This is a genomic window from Streptomyces sp. CRN 30, assembly GCF_034105845.1.
On the sequence record NZ_JAVRHI010000276.1, the window covers coordinates 1 to 17,478 of the forward strand.

At 73.5% G+C, this 17,478-nt stretch carries 19 protein-coding genes and 1 riboswitch; of the genes, 13 read left to right on the top strand and 6 right to left on the bottom strand.

What is annotated here, in order from left to right:
* From UW392_RS29285 to UW392_RS29300, 4 genes are all read left to right on the top strand, one after another.
* Window positions 1-1,084, top strand: a 1,084-nt coding sequence (locus UW392_RS29285) for a PLP-dependent aminotransferase family protein (RefSeq protein WP_320778149.1), incomplete at its 5' end; no start/stop codon positions are given.
* 43 nt (window positions 1,085-1,127) lie between these two features.
* Entirely contained in the window at window positions 1,128-1,475 is a 348-nt protein-coding gene (locus UW392_RS29290; RefSeq protein WP_320778150.1) for a hypothetical protein, read from the top strand.
* Between the two features lie 5 nt (window positions 1,476-1,480).
* Window positions 1,481-2,665 (top strand): glutathionylspermidine synthase family protein, encoded by a 1,185-nt coding sequence (locus tag UW392_RS29295; RefSeq protein WP_320778151.1) that lies wholly within the window; start codon window positions 1,481-1,483, stop codon window positions 2,663-2,665.
* 29 nt (window positions 2,666-2,694) lie between these two features.
* Window positions 2,695-2,793, top strand: a riboswitch (ZMP/ZTP riboswitch).
* A 34-nt stretch (window positions 2,794-2,827) separates the two neighbouring features.
* The gene (locus UW392_RS29300; RefSeq protein WP_320778152.1) at window positions 2,828-4,279 is read left to right on the top strand and encodes a glycine hydroxymethyltransferase; all 1,452 of its coding nucleotides are present in this window, start codon (window positions 2,828-2,830) and stop codon (window positions 4,277-4,279) included.
* 34 nt (window positions 4,280-4,313) lie between these two features.
* Here UW392_RS29300 and UW392_RS29305 read toward each other — a convergent pair whose 3' ends face one another.
* On the bottom strand, window positions 4,314-4,919 hold the full coding sequence (locus tag UW392_RS29305; protein ID WP_320778153.1) for a hypothetical protein: 606 nt from the start codon (window positions 4,917-4,919) through the stop codon (window positions 4,314-4,316).
* Window positions 4,920-5,052: 133 nt separating this feature from the next.
* Between UW392_RS29305 and trpS the strand changes: the two genes are divergently transcribed.
* Both trpS and UW392_RS29315 read left to right on the top strand, forming a co-directional pair.
* Window positions 5,053-6,066: a tryptophan--tRNA ligase gene (trpS, locus tag UW392_RS29310; protein WP_320778154.1), complete on the top strand. Its 1,014-nt coding sequence runs from the start codon at window positions 5,053-5,055 to the stop codon at window positions 6,064-6,066.
* A gap of 158 nt (window positions 6,067-6,224) precedes the next feature.
* Complete coding sequence (locus UW392_RS29315; RefSeq protein WP_320778155.1) at window positions 6,225-6,800, top strand: 2'-5' RNA ligase family protein; 576 nt, start codon at window positions 6,225-6,227, stop codon at window positions 6,798-6,800.
* A gap of 30 nt (window positions 6,801-6,830) precedes the next feature.
* On the opposite strand, the gene UW392_RS29320 is transcribed toward UW392_RS29315, so the two are convergent.
* Window positions 6,831-7,586, bottom strand: coding sequence for a decaprenylphospho-beta-D-erythro-pentofuranosid-2-ulose 2-reductase (locus tag UW392_RS29320; RefSeq protein WP_320778156.1), 756 nt, complete (start codon window positions 7,584-7,586; stop codon window positions 6,831-6,833).
* Between the two features lie 18 nt (window positions 7,587-7,604).
* On the bottom strand, window positions 7,605-8,972 hold the full coding sequence (locus UW392_RS29325) for an FAD-binding oxidoreductase (RefSeq protein WP_320778157.1): 1,368 nt from the start codon (window positions 8,970-8,972) through the stop codon (window positions 7,605-7,607).
* Window positions 8,973-9,136: 164 nt separating this feature from the next.
* Here UW392_RS29325 and UW392_RS29330 point away from each other — a divergent pair, with 164 nt between their 5' ends.
* From UW392_RS29330 to UW392_RS29345, 4 genes are read left to right on the top strand one after another with little or no spacing between them, the layout of a single operon-like run.
* Window positions 9,137-9,649, top strand: coding sequence for a phosphatase PAP2 family protein (locus UW392_RS29330; protein WP_320778158.1), 513 nt, complete (start codon window positions 9,137-9,139; stop codon window positions 9,647-9,649).
* A gap of 31 nt (window positions 9,650-9,680) precedes the next feature.
* The gene (locus tag UW392_RS29335; protein ID WP_320778184.1) at window positions 9,681-10,610 is read left to right on the top strand and encodes a decaprenyl-phosphate phosphoribosyltransferase; all 930 of its coding nucleotides are present in this window, start codon (window positions 9,681-9,683) and stop codon (window positions 10,608-10,610) included.
* 59 nt (window positions 10,611-10,669) lie between these two features.
* Window positions 10,670-11,092: a GtrA family protein gene (locus tag UW392_RS29340; RefSeq protein ID WP_320778159.1), complete on the top strand. Its 423-nt coding sequence runs from the start codon at window positions 10,670-10,672 to the stop codon at window positions 11,090-11,092.
* The gene (locus UW392_RS29345; protein WP_320778160.1) at window positions 11,080-11,997 is read left to right on the top strand and encodes a YihY/virulence factor BrkB family protein; all 918 of its coding nucleotides are present in this window, start codon (window positions 11,080-11,082) and stop codon (window positions 11,995-11,997) included. Before UW392_RS29340 ends, UW392_RS29345 begins: the two co-directional genes overlap by 13 nt.
* Here the strand turns inward: UW392_RS29345 and UW392_RS29350 are convergent.
* Window positions 11,945-13,231 carry a D-alanyl-D-alanine carboxypeptidase gene (locus UW392_RS29350; protein ID WP_320778161.1) on the bottom strand — a complete coding sequence of 429 codons (1,287 nt, stop codon included), beginning with the start codon at window positions 13,229-13,231 and terminating at the stop codon, window positions 11,945-11,947. The genes UW392_RS29345 and UW392_RS29350 overlap by 53 nt on opposite strands.
* A gap of 91 nt (window positions 13,232-13,322) precedes the next feature.
* Between UW392_RS29350 and UW392_RS29355 the strand changes: the two genes are divergently transcribed.
* From UW392_RS29355 to UW392_RS29365, 3 genes are read left to right on the top strand one after another with little or no spacing between them, the layout of a single operon-like run.
* Complete coding sequence (locus tag UW392_RS29355; protein WP_320778162.1) at window positions 13,323-13,562, top strand: SCO4848 family membrane protein; 240 nt, start codon at window positions 13,323-13,325, stop codon at window positions 13,560-13,562.
* A 34-nt stretch (window positions 13,563-13,596) separates the two neighbouring features.
* Complete coding sequence (locus UW392_RS29360) at window positions 13,597-14,904, top strand: metallophosphoesterase (RefSeq protein ID WP_320778163.1); 1,308 nt, start codon at window positions 13,597-13,599, stop codon at window positions 14,902-14,904.
* Window positions 14,901-15,236, top strand: coding sequence for a hypothetical protein (locus tag UW392_RS29365; protein ID WP_320778164.1), 336 nt, complete (start codon window positions 14,901-14,903; stop codon window positions 15,234-15,236). The genes UW392_RS29360 and UW392_RS29365 overlap by 4 nt, the downstream gene beginning before the upstream one ends.
* Here the strand turns inward: UW392_RS29365 and UW392_RS29370 are convergent.
* Window positions 15,229-16,686: a HAMP domain-containing sensor histidine kinase gene (locus UW392_RS29370; RefSeq protein WP_320778165.1), complete on the bottom strand. Its 1,458-nt coding sequence runs from the start codon at window positions 16,684-16,686 to the stop codon at window positions 15,229-15,231. The genes UW392_RS29365 and UW392_RS29370 overlap by 8 nt on opposite strands.
* Entirely contained in the window at window positions 16,683-17,372 is a 690-nt protein-coding gene (locus UW392_RS29375) for a response regulator transcription factor (RefSeq protein WP_320778166.1), read from the bottom strand. Before UW392_RS29375 ends, UW392_RS29370 begins: the two co-directional genes overlap by 4 nt.
* Between the last annotated feature and the right edge of the window lie 106 nt (window positions 17,373-17,478).

Here is a 17,478-nt window from a genome sequence, read left to right on the forward strand (position 1 = left end):
CGCCCGCCCCGCCTACGACCTCCGCCCCGGCACCCCCGACCTCGCCTCCTTCCCGCGCGCCGCGTGGCTCAGGGCCGCCCGCCGCGCCCTGACCGCCGCCCCGCACGAGGCCCTCGGCTACAGCGACCCGCGGGGCCGCCCGGAGCTGCGCGCCGCCCTCGCCGGATACCTCTCCCGCACCCGGGGCGTGCGCGCCGACCCCCGGCACGTCCTCGTCTGCAACGGCTTCCCGCACGCGCTGACCCTCCTCGCCCGCGTCCTGCACGCCCGCGGCGTCCGCACGGTCGCCGTCGACTCCTACGGCCTGTACCTCCACCGCGACCTGCTCGCCGCCGCCGGACTGCGCACCGTGCCGCTGCCCTTCGACGGCCTCGGCACCGACCCGCGCGCTCCCGCCGGGGAGGCCGGAGCCGTCCTGCTCACCCCCACCCACCAGTTCCCCATGGGCTCGCCGCTGAGCCCCGAACGCCGCGCGGCCGTCGTCGACTGGGCCCGCCGCACCGGCGGCCTGGTCCTGGAGGACGACTACGACGGCGAGTTCCGCTATGACCGCCAGCCCGTCGGCGCCCTCCAGGGCCTCGACCCCGACCGTGTCATCCACCTGGGCACCGCCAGCAAGGCCCTCGCCCCCGGCCTCCGCCTCGCCTGGGCCGTCCTCCCGCCCGCCCTGGCCGAGGAGGCCACCCGCGCCAAGGGCCATGTCGACTCCTGCGGCGTCCTGGACCAGCTCACCCTCGCCGAGTTCCTCACCTCCGGCGCCCACGACCGGCACGTCCGCTCCGCCCGGCTGCGCTACCGGCGGCGCCGCGACACCCTCGTCGCCGCCCTCGCCGTCCGCGCCCCCGCCGTCCGCGTCACCGGCATCGCCGCCGGTCTGCACGCCGTCCTGCTGCTGCCGCCCGGCACCGAACGCTCCGTCGTCCAGGCCGCGACCTGGCAGAACCTCGCCCTGCACGGCCTCGGCCCGTTCCGCCACCCCGACGCCGTGTGCCCGCCCCTCGACGGCGTCGTCGTCGGCTACGGCACCCCGCCGGACCACGCCTGGACGGGGGCCCTGGATGCCCTGTGCCGGGTCCTGCCGTAGCATCCTGCCGATCATCCGAACGGACGACCGGGGGAGTTCGAAGATGGCGGAGACACGACGACGGCTGCGGTCCAGCACCGTCATCCTCGGGGGGATGGGCGTCCTCGCGGCGGCCCTCACCTCGTGCGGATCCGAGCCCGACCGGCGCTGCGTGGACCGCGACAGCTACGACTACGCCGACGGCTACCGCGTCGTCGCCGACAAGAACTGCAAGTCCACCGGTACGTCCGGCAGTTCGAGCCGCAAGGTGAGCCGGAAGACGGTCGACGCCGACTGGTACTACGACGCCGACGTCAGCCGCGGCCGCGCCGACTACGGCACCTTCGACCGCGACGAGGCCGTCGACCGCGGCGGCTTCGGCTGCTCCTCCTCCGGCAGCGGCGGCGGCTGACCCGCGTGGAACGCCGCACGATCACCCCGCGCCCCGGCTGGCAGCGGACCGTCGAGGAACAGGGCCTGATCTACCCCCTGACCCGCTACCCCGACGACTCCCTGCGCCCCTACTGGGACGAGAGCGCCTACTACGTCTTCTCCCTCCCGGAGATCGAGGCGCTGGAGGAGACCGTCGAGGAACTGCACCGCATGTGCCTGGCCGCCGCCGCGCACATCGTCGCCACGGACCGCTTCGCCGACCTCGGCATCACCGACCCGCGGCTGGTCGCCGCCGTCACCGAGGCCTGGCGGCGCCGCGCCGAACTCCCCTCCGTCTACGCCCGCTTCGATCTGCGCTACGACGGCACGGGGCCGGCGAAGCTGCTGGAGTACAACGCCGACACCCCGACCTCCCTGGTCGAGGCGGCCTCCCCGCAGTGGTTCTGGATGGAGGAGCGCTTCCCCGGCGCCGACCAGTGGAACTCCCTGCACGAGCGCCTGGTCGACGCCTGGAGGAAGCAGGCCGCGCTGCTGCCGCCCGGCAGCCCCCTGTACTTCGCGCACTCCACCGCCGACGAACTCGGCGAGGACCTGATGACGGTCGCCTACCTCAAGGAGACCGCCGAGCAGGCGGGCCTGGCCACCGAGTCCATTCCCGTGGAGGAGATCGGCTGGGACCGCCTCTCCGGCCGCTTCGTCGACAACCGCCTGCGCTTCATCCGCAGCGTCTTCAAGCTCTACCCGTGGGAGTGGCTCACCACCGACCGCTTCGCCGGCCACGTCCTGGACACCCTCGACAACGGCGGCGGCACCGGCACCACCCTGTGGATCGAACCCGCCTGGAAGATGCTGCTCAGCAACAAGGCACTGCTCGCGATCCTCTGGGAGCTGTACCCCGGCCACCCCAACCTCCTCCCGGCCCACCTGGACGGCCCCCGCGAACTGGCCGGGACGACCGGCTGGGTCTCCAAGCCCCTCCTCGGCCGCGAAGGCGCGGGCGTCACGGTCCACGCCCCCGGCTCGGACCCGGCCCCCCGCGACGAACCCTGCTGCTACCAGCAGCTCTGCCCGCTCCCCGACTTCGACGGCAACCGCACGGTCCTCGGCGCCTGGGTGGTCGAGAACGAGTCGGCGGGCCTCGGCATCAGAGAGTCGACGGACCTGGTGACGGACGAGTACGCCCGCTTCCTTCCCCACGTGATCCTCTGAACGCCGTACCCGACGTCGGGTACCCTGGCCCGCAGGGCCGTGACTGGCGCGCAGGGATGGACAACCATCGGGAAGCGGCCCCTGACCCCGAGGGGTCGGAACATGTGCCGTGCGCCTGGGCCGTACCGTGAACGCTGGAAGACGACGTCCCGGAGGTCCCGCATGTCCGCTGAAAACCAGCCCACCCCCGCTTCCACCGCGTACCGCACCGCCCTCGACGTGATCCGCGCCGTCGAGCCGCGGGTGGCCGACGCCATCGGCCAGGAGCTCACCGACCAGCGCGAGATGCTCAAGCTGATCGCGTCGGAGAACTACGCCTCCCCGGCCACGCTGCTGGCGATGGGCAACTGGTTCAGCGACAAGTACGCCGAGGGCACCGTCGGCCGCCGCTTCTACGCGGGCTGCCGCAACGTCGACACCGTCGAGTCCCTCGCCGCCGAGCACGCGAAGGAACTGTTCGGCGCGCGCCACGCCTACGTCCAGCCGCACTCCGGCATCGACGCCAACCTCGTCGCCTTCTGGGCCGTCCTCGGCGCCCGCGTCGAGGTGCCCTTCCTGGAGAAGACCGGCGTCCGCCAGATCAACGACCTCACCGACGCCGACTGGGAGGAGCTGCGCCAGGCCTTCGGCAACCAGCGCATGCTCGGCATGTCCCTCGACGCCGGCGGCCACCTCACCCACGGCTTCCGCCCGAACATCTCCGGCAAGATGTTCGACCAGCGCTCCTACGGCACCGACCCCGCCACCGGCCTCATCGACTACGAGGCGCTGCGCGCCCAGGCCCGCGAGTTCAAGCCGCTGATCATCGTCGCCGGCTACTCCGCCTACCCGCGCCTGGTCAACTTCCGGATCATGCGGGAGATCGCCGACGAGGTCGGCGCGACCCTCATGGTCGACATGGCGCACTTCGCCGGTCTCGTCGCGGGCAAGGTCCTCACCGGCGACTTCGACCCGGTGCCGCACGCCCAGATCGTCACCACCACCACCCACAAGTCGCTGCGCGGTCCGCGCGGCGGCATGGTCCTGTGCGACGACTCCCTCAAGGACCAGGTCGACCGCGGCTGCCCGATGGTCCTCGGCGGCCCGCTCCCGCACGTCATGGCCGCCAAGGCCGTCGCCCTCGCCGAGGCCCGGCAGCCCGCCTTCCAGGAGTACGCCCAGCGCGTCGTCGACAACGCCCGCGCGCTCGCCGAGGGCCTGCTGAAGCGCGGCGCCACCCTGGTCACCGGCGGCACCGACAACCACCTCAACCTGATCGACGTCGCCGGCTCCTACGGCCTCACCGGCCGCCAGGCCGAGGCCGCGCTCCTCGACTCCGGCATCGTCACCAACCGCAACGCCATCCCCGCCGACCCCAACGGCGCCTGGTACACCTCCGGCATCCGCATCGGCACCCCCGCCCTGACCACCCGCGGCCTCGGCGCCGACGAGATGGACGAGGTCGCCGGTCTCATCGACCGCGTGCTGACCGCCACGGAGCCCGGCACCACCAAGTCCGGCGCCCCCTCCAAGGCCCAGCACATCCTGGACGCCAAGATCTCCGACGAGATCGCCCGCCGCGCCTCCGACCTCGTGGCCGGCTTCCCGCTGTACCCGGAGATCGACCTCGGCTGAGCCGGGCGACCGCCCGCGGGCGGCCGCGGCGGGTTCAGAGATCGATCAGCTCCTGCCGCGGCCCGTCCTCCCGGGGACGCGGCCGCGGACCCCGCCGCAGCCGCCCGGCGTACGGCCGCAGGCCCAGCGCCAGCACCGCCCCGGCCACGGCGCCGGCCGCCGCCCACCACCAGCCGGTGAGCCACGGTCCGTCCTCCGCGTCCGCCGGGCCGGCACCGGCGTCCGCCGCACCCAGCACCCCGAGCCGCTCCAGCAGCGCCCGCAGCCCCTGTGGCCGCTCCGCGCGGTGCCAGTGCCCCTCCGCCCGGCCGGACGCCCCCGGCGTCGTATGGATCCACACCTGCGCGGCGTCGAGGAGCGGATAGACCCGGTCGACCCGCCACGGGCTGCCGTCGTAGCGCAGCCACATGACGTCCACCTGAGCGAACGGCCGGCCCGCGTCGGGCGGTCCGGTGCGCTCGCCGCCCTCCAGCGGGCCGAGCAGCCGCTCCAGGGCCCGGTAGTCGTCGTGGAAGGCGTGCAGCGACGCCGTCGCCTCGCTCTCCGGGGAGACGAGGACCACAGCCGTCGGCCCCCCGGCCGACGCCGCCGGCGCGCTCCACCCGAGCAGACTCACCACCCCCATCAGCACCGCCGCCATGACCGCTCCCCGTCGCCCGCGCATCAGCCGCCCCCAGCTCTCGGCACTCCTGCCCTCCACGATCCCGCCGCGGCCACCGGAGGGTCCACAACCCGTTTCCGAGCGGCCCCCACGACCTGAGAGAATGGTGAACATGGCGAATGACCGACCCCGTGTGCTCTCCGGAATCCAGCCCACCGCAGGCTCGTTCCACCTCGGCAACTACCTCGGCGCCGTCCGCCAGTGGGTGGCCCTGCAGGAGAGCCACGACGCGTTCTACATGGTCGTCGACCTGCACGCGATCACGGTCCCGCAGGACCCGGCCACGCTGCGCGCCAACACCCGGCTCGCCGCCGCCCAGCTCCTCGCGGCCGGTCTCGACCCGGAGCGCTGCACGCTGTTCGTCCAGAGCCACGTTCCCGAGCACGCCCAGCTCGCCTGGGTCATGAACTGCCTCACCGGCTTCGGCGAGGCGAGCCGCATGACCCAGTTCAAGGACAAGGCCGCCAAGCAGGGCGCCGACCGCGCCTCCGTCGGTCTCTTCACCTACCCCGTCCTCCAGGTCGCCGACATCCTGCTCTACCAGGCGCACGAGGTCCCCGTCGGCGAGGACCAGCGCCAGCACGTCGAGCTGACCCGCGACCTCGCCGAGCGCTTCAACGGCCGCTTCGGCGAGACCTTCACCGTCCCGAAGGCGTACATCCTCAAGGAGACGGCGAAGATCTACGACCTCCAGGACCCGACGGCCAAGATGAGCAAGTCGGCGGCCAACCCCAAGGGCGTGATCAACCTCCTCGACGAGTCGAAGACCACCGTGAAGAAGGTCAAGAGCGCCGTCACCGACACCGACACGGTCGTCCGCTACGACGTCGAGAACAAGGCCGGCGTCAGCAACCTCCTCACCATCTACTCGACCCTGACCGGCGAGACCATCGGCGAGCTGGAGGCGAAGTACACGGGCAAGGGCTACGGCGCGCTCAAGACGGACCTCGCCGAGGTCATGGTCGACTTCGTCACGCCGTTCCGGGAGCGCACCCAGGGCTACCTGGACGACCCCGAGACGCTCGACTCGATCCTCGCCAAGGGCGCGGAGAAGGCCCGCGCGGTCGCCGCGGAGACCCTCGCGCAGGCGTACGACCGCGTGGGATTCCTGCCCGCCAAGCACTGAAGTCCGCGGTACGCGCCGCACATCACTTCGGTTGCGCCTGCCCACAACCGGGCCGTGGCCGTACAGTCGATAACCGGGTGGCCGCATCGGCGGCCACTTCGCTCGCCGCCGTCACTCCAGGTGTGACGGGCGACACCGACAGAAGGACAGGAGACGACGTGGGGACCGTAACGATCGGTGTGTCGATCGCGGTCCCGGAGCCTCACGGCAGCAAGCTCCAGCAGCTGCGCGCGGGCTTCGGTGACGCCGCGGCGCACGGTATCCCCACGCACGTCACCCTGCTCCCGCCGACGGAGGTCGACGCCGCGGCGCTGCCGGCGATCGAGGCGCACCTCGCGGAGGTCGCGTCCGCCGGGCGGCCGTTCCCGATGCGGCTCGACGGCACCGGCACGTTCCGCCCGCTGTCGCCCGTGGTCTACGTCCGGGTGGTCGAGGGCGCCGAGGCCTGCACCTGGCTCCAGAAGCAGGTCCGGGACGCCTCCGGGCCCGTCGCCCGCGAGTTGCAGTTCCCGTACCACCCGCACGTCACGGTGGCGCACGGCATCGAGGAGGCGGCGATGGACCGCGCCTTCGAGGAGCTGGCCGGCTACGGCGCCGAGTGGCCCTGCACCGGCTTCGCCCTCTACGAGCAGGGCGCCGACGGGGTGTGGCGCAAGCTCCGCGAGTTCCCCTTCGGCAGCGCGGTCGTCCCGCCCCAGGCGGGCTGCCCGGAGCACGACTCCCTCACCTCGTAGGGCAGCTCGCGGCGGCGGCTCCGGCGGGCTCTAGACCGGCAGCCGCCGGAAGACCGCGCGCGGCAGGTGGCGCAGGGCCGACATCACGACCCGCAGCACACCCGGCACCCACACCGTCTCCGAGCGGCGCCGCAGCCCCAGTTCGATCGCGGTGGCGACGGCCTCCGGGGTCGTCGCCAGCGGCGCCTCCTCCAGACCGGCGGTCATCTTCGACCGCACGAACCCGGGGCGTACGACCATGACGTGCACGCCGGTGCCGTGCAGCGCGTCGCCGAGCCCCTGCGCGAACGCGTCCAGGCCCGCCTTGCTGGAGCCGTAGATGAAGTTGGCGCGGCGGGCCCGCTCCCCGGCGACGGAGGAGAGCACGGCCAGCGAGCCGTGGCCCTGGGTCTGGAGCGCGGCGGCGGCGACCAGGCAGGCGGAGACGGCGCCCGTGTAGTTGGTCTGCGCAACCCGCACGGCGCTGACCGGCTCCCGCTCGTCGTGCGCCTGGTCGCCGAGGAGTCCGAAGGCGAGCAGCACCAGGTCGATGTCGCCCTCCGCGAAGACCTTGCCCAGCACCTCCTCGTGCGAGGCGGGGTCGAGGGCGTCGAAGGCGACGGTGCGCACCTCGGCGCCGAGCGCCCGCAGCCGCCCGGCGGCCTCGTCCAGGGCGGGGGAGGGGCGGCCGGCCAGCCAGACGGTACGGGTGCGGCGGGCCACCAGGCGCCGCGCGGTGGCCAGCGCGATCTCGGACGTACCGCCGAGCACGAGCAGGGACTGGGGGAGGCCGAAGGCGTCCTTCACGGGAATCTCCAGGGGGCCTTAGAGGGCGAGTCGCCGGGACAGGTCGGAGGTGAACACCCCGCGCGGGTCCAGCTCGGCGCGCAGGGCGCGGAAGCCGTCCAGGCGCGGGTACATCGCGGCGAGCAGTTCGGGGCGGAGCCGGGAGTCCTTGGCGAGGTAGACCCGGCCGCCCGCGGTGGCGACCTCCTCGTCCAGCTCGTCGAGGAAGGCGCCGAGGCCGGGCAGGTTCGCCGGGATGTCCAGGGCCAGCGTCCAGCCGGGCACCGGGAAGGACAGCCAGCCCGGGTCGGCGTCCCCGAACCGCTTGAGGACGGCGAGGAAGGACGGGCAGCGGCGTTCGGAGATGCGGCGCACGACGTGGCGCAGCGTTTCCTCCTGCCCGTGGCCGACGACGAACTGGTACTGGACGAAGCCGCCGCGCCCGTAGATCCGGTTCCAGTGCGGGACGCCGTCCAGGGGGTGGAAGAAGGCCGGTACGGTCTGGAGCTGCCCGGTGCGCGCGCGGGGTGCCCTGCGGTACCAGAACTCGTTGAAGAGGCCGACCGTGGTGCGGCTGAGCAGGCCCTCCGGGACGAACGCGGGGGCGGCCGGGAGGCGGGCGGTGCGGAACGCCAGCGGGTCCCGGCGGGCGCGGCGCCCCAGCGCTTCCAGCGGCGCGTGGTCGCCCCGGGTGAGGACCGCGCGGCCGGTCGCGGCGCCGCGCGCCAGCAGGTCGATCCAGGCGACGGAGTAGCGGTAGCGGTGGTCGGTGGCGGTCAGCCGGGCCATCAGGTCGTCGAGGTCGGCGGCGCGCTCGGTGTCCACCGACACGAGGGAGGACTCGACCGCCTGGAGCCGGACCGCCGCGGTGAGGATGATCCCGGTGAGGCCCATCCCGCCGGCGGTCGCGTCGAACAGGTCGGTGCCCGGGGTGACGGTCCGCACCCGCCCGTCGGCGGTGAGCAGTTCCAGGGAGACGACGTGCCGGGAGAAGGACCCGGAGACGTGGTGGTTCTTGCCGTGGATGTCGGCGCCGATCGCCCCGCCGACGGTGACGTAGCGGGTGCCGGGCGTCACCGGCACGAACCAGCCGAGCGGCAGCAGCACCTCCATCAGCCGGTGCAGGGAGACGCCCGCGTCGCACAGGACGGTGCCGCCCTGCACGTCGATGGCGTGGATGCGGTCCAGGCCGGTCATGTCGAGGACGGCGCCGCCCGCGTTCTGCGCCGCGTCGCCGTAGGCCCGGCCCAGGCCCCGGGGGACGGCGCCGCGCGGCCCGCAGTCGCGGACGGCGACGGCGGCCTCCTCGTACGTCCGCGGACGGACCAGCCGGGCGGCGGTGGGGGCGGTGCGGCCCCACCCGGTGACGGGACCCCAGGTGACCTCGGGTGCGGTGTCGGCAGACATGCCGGAGACCGTAGCGCCCTTATAGGGGCATTCCGGCATGAAACATCCGGTGCGCTCTGTTCGCGTCTCTTTCATCCCCAAAATGGGTGATTAATGGGATGTCACTCAATCGTCCCGGAGTTTTGCCCTCCCTCCGCCGCCCTCGCCATGAACAGTGAGTCCACATGGACGACGACATGGACCACCGGATCGTCTCGGCGCTCAGGGCCTGCGGCGGCGACCCGCGCGTGGCAGGCGCCGCCCGTGCCCTGTCCTGGGCCGGCGAGCACGGGGCGGTGTGGCTCGCGGCGGGACTCGCCGGAGCCGCCCTGGACGCGCCACGCCGCGGCGCCTGGCTGCGCGGCACCGCCCTCACCGCGGGCGCGCACCTCACCAGCATCGGCGTGAAACGGGTCGTGAGGCGCCCCCGTCCCGCGCATGTGCGCCCCCTGGTACGCACCGCGGGCCGGCACTCCTTCCCCAGCTCGCACGCCACCTCCGCGGCGGCCGCCGCCGTCGCCTTCGGCGCACTGCACCGGCTCGGCGCCCGCACGGCCTGGCCGGTGGCCGCCGCCGTCTGCCTCTCCCGGCTCGTCGCCGGCGTCCACTACCCCTCGGACGTGGCGGCCGGCGCGGCCCTCGGCGCCCTCACCGCCCGCCTCGGCGCCGACTGGATGCGCGGAGGCGTCCGTGGCTGACACCACCGCGTCCGTCGCCGACACCACCGTCCTGCGGCAGCGCACCCCCGAGCGGCAGCACCCCGAACCGCCCCGGGCCGGCGGTCTGCTGACCGGCCTGGTCCGCACCGCGCGCCCCAAACAGTGGATCAAGAACGTCCTCGTCGTCGCCGCCCCGGCCGCCGCCGGCGAACTCCTCACCCAGCACGCCCTCGCCCGGCTGCCGCTGGTCTTCGCCCTCTTCACCGCCTGCGCCGCCGCCGTCTACCTCGTCAACGACGCCCGCGACGCCGACGCCGACCGCGCCCACCCCGTCAAACGCCACCGCCCGGTCGCCGCCGGCCAGGTCCCCGTCCCCGTCGCCTACGCCGTCGGCGGCGCCCTCGGCGTCCTCGCCCCCGCCGCCGCGCTCTGGCTCTGTTCCCCGGCCGTCGCCGCCCTGCTGACCGCCTACCTCGCCATGCAACTGGCGTACTGCGTCAGCCTCAAGCACGTCCTCGTCGTCGACCTGGTCGTCGTCACCACCGGCTTCCTGATGCGCGCCACGATCGGCGGGCTCGCGCTCGGCATCCCGCTCTCCCGCTGGTTCCTGATCACCACCGGCTTCGGCGCGCTCTTCATGGTCTCCGCCAAGCGCTACTCCGAGGCCGTGCAGATGGCCGGGAAAGCGGGCGCCACGCGCGCGCTGCTCACCGAGTACACCACCGGCTACCTCCGCTTCGTCTGGCAGCTCGCGGCCGGCGTCGCCGTCCTCGGCTACTGCCTGTGGGCCCTGGAGGAGGGCGGCGACCCGCACACCGGCCTGCTGCCCTGGCGGCAGCTGTCCGTGGTCGCCTTCATCCTCGCCGTCCTGCGCTACGCCGTCTTCGCCGACCGGGGCACCGCGGGCGAACCGGAGGACGTCGTGCTGCACGACCGCGCCCTCGCCCTCATCGGCCTGCTGTGGATGGCCATGTACGGCGCGGCGGTGGCTCCTTGGTAGGCGCCCGTGGCTTCTTGGCGGGCGCCCGTGGTCCCTTGGCGGGCGCCCGTGGTCCTTGGGTGGGCGCCCGCCGGGAACTCGCCGGCTTCGCCGTCGCCGGGCTCCTCGCCTACGCCGCCGACCTCGCCCTCTTCACCGCGCTGCGCGGCCCCGCCGGATGCGACCCGCTCACCGCCAAGGCGCTCTCCTTCGTCGCCGGCTGCTCGGTGGCGTACGCCGGGAACGCGCTCGGCACCTACCGCCGCACCCGGCCCCGCGGCCTGCGCCCCTGCGCCGTGTTCTTCGCGGTGAACCTCGCCGGGGCGGCCGTACAGCTGCTGTGCCTGGCCGTCAGCCACTACGGTCTCGGTCTCACCTCGCAGCGCGCCGACACGGTCTCCGGCGCGGGAATCGGCATGATCCTCGCCACCGCCCTGCGTTTCTGGGGTACGAGGACACTGGTTTTCCCGACAGCGGGCAGGGACACCGCATGGACTGGCTGAAGAGGCTTCCCGTAGTGGGGCCGTGGATGACCCGGCTGATGGCCACACACGCCTGGCGCTCCTACGAGCGCCTGGACCGGGTGAAGTGGACGCGGCTCGCCGCCGCCATGACCTTCACCAGCTTCGTCGCGCTCTTCCCGCTGCTCGCCCTGGCCGGCGCGGTCATCGCCGCCACGCTCAGCGAGAAACAGCAGAAGAAGGTCCAGGACACCATCGCCGAGCAGATCCCCGGCATCGCCGACCAGCTGAACATCGACGGACTGGTGGAGAACGCCGGCACCGTCGGGGTCATCGCCGCCGCCCTGCTGCTCTTCACCGGCATGGGCTGGATCGAACAGACCCGGGGCTGTCTGCGCGCGGTCTGGGAACTGCCCGACGAGGAGGAGAACCCCGTCCTGCACCGGGTCAAGGACGGCGGCGTCCTCATCGGCTTCGGCGGCGCGCTCCTGGTCACCCTCGCCATCTCCACCGTCGCCTCCGCGCTGGTCGGCTGGATCCTCCGGCAGCTCGGCATCGACGGCGGCGGCTTCGGCGGGGTCCTGATGTACATCGCGGCGTTCGCCGTCGCCGTCCTCGCCGACTTCCTCGTCCTGCTGTACGTCCTGACCCTGCTGCCCGGCGCCGAACCGGAGCGCCGCCGGCTGCTGGTGGCGGCGCTGATCGGCGCGATCGGCTTCGAACTGCTCAAACTGCTGCTCAGCGGCTACATGCAGGGCGTGGCGGCGAAGAGCATGTACGGCGCGTTCGGCGTGCCCGTCGCCCTGCTGCTGTGGATCAACTTCACCTCGAAGCTGGTCCTGTTCTGCGCCTCCTGGACGGCGACGGGCAGCAAGGAGACGGAGCCGGCCGGGGTCAGGGGCGGGTCCGGCGGCGTACCAGATCCGGCAGCGGCCACCGGCGGTTGACCAGGAACGCGGCGCCCGCGAGGAGCACCACCGCGCCGCCCGCGATCGCCAGCGCGGTGCCCGCGCCGCCGGTGTCGCCCGCGGCGGCGGCCCCCACCGGCTTCGTGCCGGGCGACGCGTCCCCGCTGCCGCCCGCCTCACCGGTCCCTGTCTCCGGTGCCGCGGTCGCCGCCGCGCCCTTCGGCGCGACCAGCTCGCCCACCGGCTCGACCTTCCCGGCCGCCTCGAAACCCCAGTCGAAGAGCTTCGCGGTCTCCTTGTAGACCTCGTTGTGGTCGTTCTTCTCCGGGTTCATCACCGTGACCAGGAGCACCTTGCCGTCGCGCTCGGCGACGCCGGTGAAGGTGGCGCCCGCGTCGGTGGTGTTGCCGTTCTTCACCCCCGCGATGCCCGGGTACTGGTCGATGTCGTAGTCGCCGGTCAGCAGCCGGTTGGTGTTCTGGATCTCGAAGTCCTCGCGGACCTTCTTCCCCTTTTTGTTCTTGGTCGTCGCACCCGGGAACTTCGCGGAGACGGTCGAGCAGTACTCGCGGAAGTCCGCCTTCTGCAGCCCGGAGCGGGCGAACAGGGTCAGGTCGTAGGCGGAGGAGACCTGGCCGGGGGCGTCGTAGCCGTCCGGGCTGACCACGTGCGTGTCGAGGGCCCGCAACTCCTCGGCGTGGTCGTTCATGTCCGCGACCGTCTCGTCCACGCCGCCGTTCATCGCGGAGAGCACGTGCACGGCGTCGTTGCCGGAGCGAAGGAACACCCCGAGCCACAGGTCGTGCACGGAGTACGTCTCGTTCTCCTTTATCCCGACCATGCTGGAACCGGAGCCGATGCCCTCCAGGTCGGACACGGCGACCTTGTGCTCGGTGGTCTTCGGGAACTTCGGCAGCAGCGTGTCGGCGAACAGCATCTTCAGGGTGGACGCCGGAGCCAGCTGCCAGTGGGCGTTGTGCGCGGCCAGCACCTCGCCGCTCTCGGCGTCGGAGACGATCCAGGACCGGGCGGTGACGTCCTTGGGCAGCACCGGCACGCCGCTCGCGAGGTTGGCCTGGGTCCCCGGCTGCCCCAGCCGGGCGCCGCCCACGGTCGACATGGAGGCCGGCGGCGTGGCCGAAGGGCTCGACGAGGCGTCGGGGCTCGGCGCGGCGACGGCGGCCGGAGCGGCCAGCGCGAGCGCCGAGACGGTGGTCAGGACAGCGGGAGCGGCCAGCAGGGAACGCCGGACGGTCTTCTTGGGTGCGGGCACGGTCGAGAACGTACCGCCAGGCCGCCGCGGCGTCCCACCCCCCTCCCCACCCCGGACACGGAACCGGACGCGGGACGGCGATACTGGGGTCATGAAGCTCAGCCGTCCCGTCTCCTGGTTCCTGCTCGCCTTCGGGGTGTGGTCTTGGATCATCTGGATCACTTTCGCCAAGAATCTGGCCAAGGACAGCAGCGGACTCGCCTTCGAGGACGGCGACCCCACGGCGTACTTCTGGGTGCACCTGCTGCTGGCCGTGGTCTCCTTCGTATTGGGGACGGTCGTCGGGGTCATCGGGTTGCGCGGAGTGCGCGCACTGCGCCGCACGTCATAGTCGTCGGATCAAGGAAACAGGGGGGTACGACGGCATGGTGGTCGTCTTCGTGCTGGTCGCTTCGGTGATGGTGGGCGTCCTCGCGACGGCCAACTGGTACGTGTGGCGGCGGCTGTTCCGCGACACGACCACGGCCGCGGGGTGGGTACGGCGCGCGGGCGCGGTACTGGTCGCCGGCGGCTGGGTGCTGGCCGTCGCCGCGCTCGTCGCCGAACGCACCGGGGCCCCGTTCCGGCTCCAGCAGATCCTGGCCTGGCCGGGTTTCCTGTGGATGGCCCTCTCGGTCTACCTGCTGCTCGCGCTGCTGGTGGGCGAGGCGGTACGGCCGCTGCTGCGCCGCGCCCTTGAGCGCCGGGCCGCCGGCGCCCCGGCACCGGCCCCCGAGCCGCACCCCGCCGAGCGGATACCGGCGAGCACGGCTCCCGCACCGGCTCCTGAGGCGAAGGACGCGCCCGCGTCTCCGCCGGAGACCGCCGGGCCCCCCGCGTCCCCCGCGCCCCCCGCCCCCGCCCCGGGCCCCTCCCGGCGCCTCTTCGTCTCCCGGGTGGTCGGCGGAGCCGCCGCCGCGGTGGCCGTCGGAACGGTCGGGTACGGCACGTACGGCGTGCTGAACGGGCCCACCGTCAAGCGCGTCACCGTGCCGCTGGCCAAGCTGCCGCGCGCCGCGCACGGCTTCCGGATCGCCGTCGTCAGCGACATCCACCTCGGCCCGGTCCTCGGCCGGGGCTTCGCCCAGACCGTGGTCGACACGATCAACCGCACCCAGCCCGACCTGATCGCGGTCGTCGGCGACCTCGTCGACGGCAGCGTGAAGGACCTGGGACCGGCCGCCGCACCTCTCGCGCAGCTGAAGGCCCGGCACGGCGCCTACTTCGTCACCGGCAACCACGAGTACTTCTCCGGCGCCGAACAGTGGGTGGAGGAGGTACGGAGCCTCGGCCTGACCCCGCTGGAGAACGAGCGCGCCGAACTGCCCCACTTCGACCTCGCGGGCGTCAACGACATCGCCGGGGAGGACGAGGGCCAGGGCCCCGACTACGACCGTGCCCTCGGCGACCGCGACCGGTCCCGGGCCAGCGTGCTCCTCGCCCACCAGCCGGTCATGATCCACGACGCCGTCGACCACGGCGTCGACCTCCAGCTCTCCGGCCACACCCACGGCGGCCAGCTCTGGCCCGGCAGCCTCCTCGCCGCCGCCGCGAACCCCACCGTGGCGGGCCTGGAACGCTACGGTGACACCCAGCTGTACGTCAGCCGCGGCGCGGGCGCCTGGGGCCCGCCGACCCGGGTGGGCGCGGAGTCCGACATCACCGTGGTGGAACTGGCATCGAGGCAGGCATGAGCACACTCTTACGTACACCCCGACGCGTCCCGGCCGTCTCCGCGACGACGGACGCCGTCCTCACGGCGGTCAGCGCCTTCCTCTGGCTGGCCTTCGCCGAACTGCTGTACCTGGAGAGCCAGTCCTACGAACCCCATGAGGCCGACTACCCGCCCGCGCGCCCCTTCTTCCTGCTGGCGTTCACGGCGGGCGCGTCCCTGCTGGTCACCTGGGCGCTGCGGAAATTCCCCCTGAACCCGCCGCACCGCTTCCTCGCCGTGGTGGCCCAGGTCAGGACGGCCGCGCTCGGCCTGGTCTGGCTGCTGCTGTGCGCGGCGGCCGTCCTCACCTGACCGGCCCGGACGGCAGGGTGACCGTCACCGCCAGGCCCTCGCCCGGCGCGGTGCGTACGGTCACCTCGCCGTCGTGCGCCCGCACGGCGCCCTGCACGATCGCCATCCCCAGGCCGCTGCCCGCGCCGCCGCCCGCCCGGAAGAACCGGTCGAAGACCCGCGCCGCGTCCTGGGGCCCCAGCCCCGGACCCGCGTCCTCCACCGTCAGCCGCACCGCCCCGCCGGCCCGCTCGGCGGCCAGCCGCACCGGCACCCCGGCCGGGGTGTGCACCCGTACGTTCGCCACCAGGTTGCCGACGACCTGCCGCAGCCCCGACTCGTCGGCGCGCACCAGCAGCACCCCGTCGGCGGCCACGGTCACGGGCCGCTCCGGCTGCTGCGCCCTGAGGTCCTCGGCGGCGTCCCGCAGCAGCCGCGCCACGTCCACGGCGCGCAGCCGCAGCTCGGGCCGCTGGTCGAGACGGGCCAGGGTGAGGAGTTCATCGACGAGCCGGCCCATCCGGTCGGCCTCGGCGAGCACCCGCACCCAGGCCCGCCTGCGCTCGGCCGGCTCGCGCAGCATCCCCTTGTCGTACAGCTGGAGGTAGCCGCGGATCGCCGACAGCGGCGTGCGCAGCTCGTGCGAGGCGTCGGCGACGAACCGCCTGAGCTGCGCCGTACTGCGCTCGCGCGTCCGGTACGCCGACTCCACCTGCTGGAGCATCGAGTTCAGCGCCAGCCGCAGCTGCTCCACCTCCGCGGTCGCCTCCCGGCTGGACGGCACCCGCCGGGTCAGGTCCCCCTCGGCGATCGCGGACGAGGTCTCCACCATGTCCTCAAGGGGCCGCATCCGGCGCCGCACGCTGAACATCGTCAGGCAGGCCAGCACCGCGAGCAGCAGCGTGCCCACGGCCAGATCGAGCTTGAGGGCCTTGCCGACGCCCCGGTGCAGGGCGTCGGTGGAGGTGGCGATCAGGATGAGGGTGCCGTCGCCGAGCCGGGTCGCGGTGACCCGGTAGGGGGTGCCGTCCACGGTGACGTCGTGCGGTTCGGTGTCGGCGGCCAGCGCCGCCGGGTCGTCCACCGCGGCGGCCAGGGCCCGCTGGCTGTCGGTCGGGCCGTACCCGGCGAGCGCCACCGCCCGGCCGTCGCCGCCGGTCGCGGCGAAGATCGCGTCCGGGGCCCGGTCGTCGCTCTCGCCGCCGTCCAGGAACCGGTCCCGCACGAGCGCCACCGCGCCCAGCGCGTCGAGCTGCTCCATGGTGAGCGGCGACCCGTTCATCGACTCCCGGCTGCGGGCCAGTTCGGCGTCGATCTGGTCGAGCAGGTAGTGCCGCATGCCGAAGAGGCTGACCGCGGTCGCCACCGCCACGCCGATCGCCAGCAGCACCACGTTCGCCACCGTCAGCTTGGCGCGCAGCGAGGGGATGCCCTTGGCGCGGCGGCGCCGCAGGGGGCACGGCACCCTCATGCCAGGCCGTACCCGACGCCCCGCCGCGTGGTGATCAGCGGCGGCCCGAGCGCGTCGAGCTTGCGGCGCAGATAACTGACGTAGGTCTCCACGACCGTCGACTCCGACGGCGCGTGCTCGTAGCTCCAGACGTGCCGCAGGAGCTGCTCCTTCGGCACGATCCGCCCGGCGTTGCGGACCAGGAAGCGCAGGAGCGCGTACTCGGTCGGGGTCAGCTCCACCGAGCCCGCGCCGCGCCGCGCCGTGTACGTCGTCTCGTCCAGCTCCAGGTCGCCGTAGCGCAGCGGCGGACGCTCGGGCAGCACGTCGGCGGGGCGGACCCGGCGCAGCACCGCCCCGACCCGGGCGACGACCTCGTCGATGTTGAACGGCTTGGTGATGTAGTCGTCGCCGAAGCCGAGCGCCCCGACGATCTCGGCGGGCGCGTCGCGCGCGGTGAGGAAGACCAGCGCCAGTTCGGGCCGCCGCTCCCGCAACTCCCGTCCCAGCGCCCGTCCGTCGCCGTCGGGGAGCATCACGTCCAGGAGCGCGGCGTCCGGCCGGGTGGACCCGGCGAGCGACAGGGCGTCCTGGACCGTGCCCGCGCACATCACCTCGAAGCGGTGGAAGCGCAGGGCGATCGCGAGGACGTCCGCGATGCTCGGTTCGTCCTCCACGACCAGCACGGTGCCGGGAGACGTCGTCATGGACTCAGTATCCGCGCGTCGCCCGGCGGCGGGCAGGGCTGCCGCTTTGGAGTTCCTTGAGAGTCATGCGGCCGCGGTGTCCCCGCACCGCCGGGGCCGCCGATCC

Excerpts from the sequence above, each read along its gene's own strand:
- UW392_RS29290 (WP_320778150.1), top strand. The coding sequence starts at position 1,128 with ATGGCGGAGACACGACGACGGCTGCGGTCCAGCACCGTCATCCTCGGG.
- UW392_RS29300 (WP_320778152.1), top strand. The coding sequence starts at position 2,828 with ATGTCCGCTGAAAACCAGCCCACCCCCGCTTCCACCGCGTACCGCACC.
- UW392_RS29305 (WP_320778153.1), bottom strand. The coding sequence starts at position 4,919 with ATGGCGGCGGTGCTGATGGGGGTGGTGAGTCTGCTCGGGTGGAGCGCG.
- trpS (WP_320778154.1), top strand. The coding sequence starts at position 5,053 with ATGGCGAATGACCGACCCCGTGTGCTCTCCGGAATCCAGCCCACCGCA.
- UW392_RS29325 (WP_320778157.1), bottom strand. The coding sequence starts at position 8,972 with ATGTCTGCCGACACCGCACCCGAGGTCACCTGGGGTCCCGTCACCGGG.
- UW392_RS29330 (WP_320778158.1), top strand. The coding sequence starts at position 9,137 with ATGGACGACGACATGGACCACCGGATCGTCTCGGCGCTCAGGGCCTGC.
- UW392_RS29345 (WP_320778160.1), top strand. The coding sequence starts at position 11,080 with ATGGACTGGCTGAAGAGGCTTCCCGTAGTGGGGCCGTGGATGACCCGG.
- UW392_RS29355 (WP_320778162.1), top strand. The coding sequence starts at position 13,323 with ATGAAGCTCAGCCGTCCCGTCTCCTGGTTCCTGCTCGCCTTCGGGGTG.
- UW392_RS29360 (WP_320778163.1), top strand. The coding sequence starts at position 13,597 with ATGGTGGTCGTCTTCGTGCTGGTCGCTTCGGTGATGGTGGGCGTCCTC.
- UW392_RS29365 (WP_320778164.1), top strand. The coding sequence starts at position 14,901 with ATGAGCACACTCTTACGTACACCCCGACGCGTCCCGGCCGTCTCCGCG.
- UW392_RS29370 (WP_320778165.1), bottom strand. The coding sequence starts at position 16,686 with ATGAGGGTGCCGTGCCCCCTGCGGCGCCGCCGCGCCAAGGGCATCCCC.
- UW392_RS29375 (WP_320778166.1), bottom strand. The coding sequence starts at position 17,372 with ATGACGACGTCTCCCGGCACCGTGCTGGTCGTGGAGGACGAACCGAGC.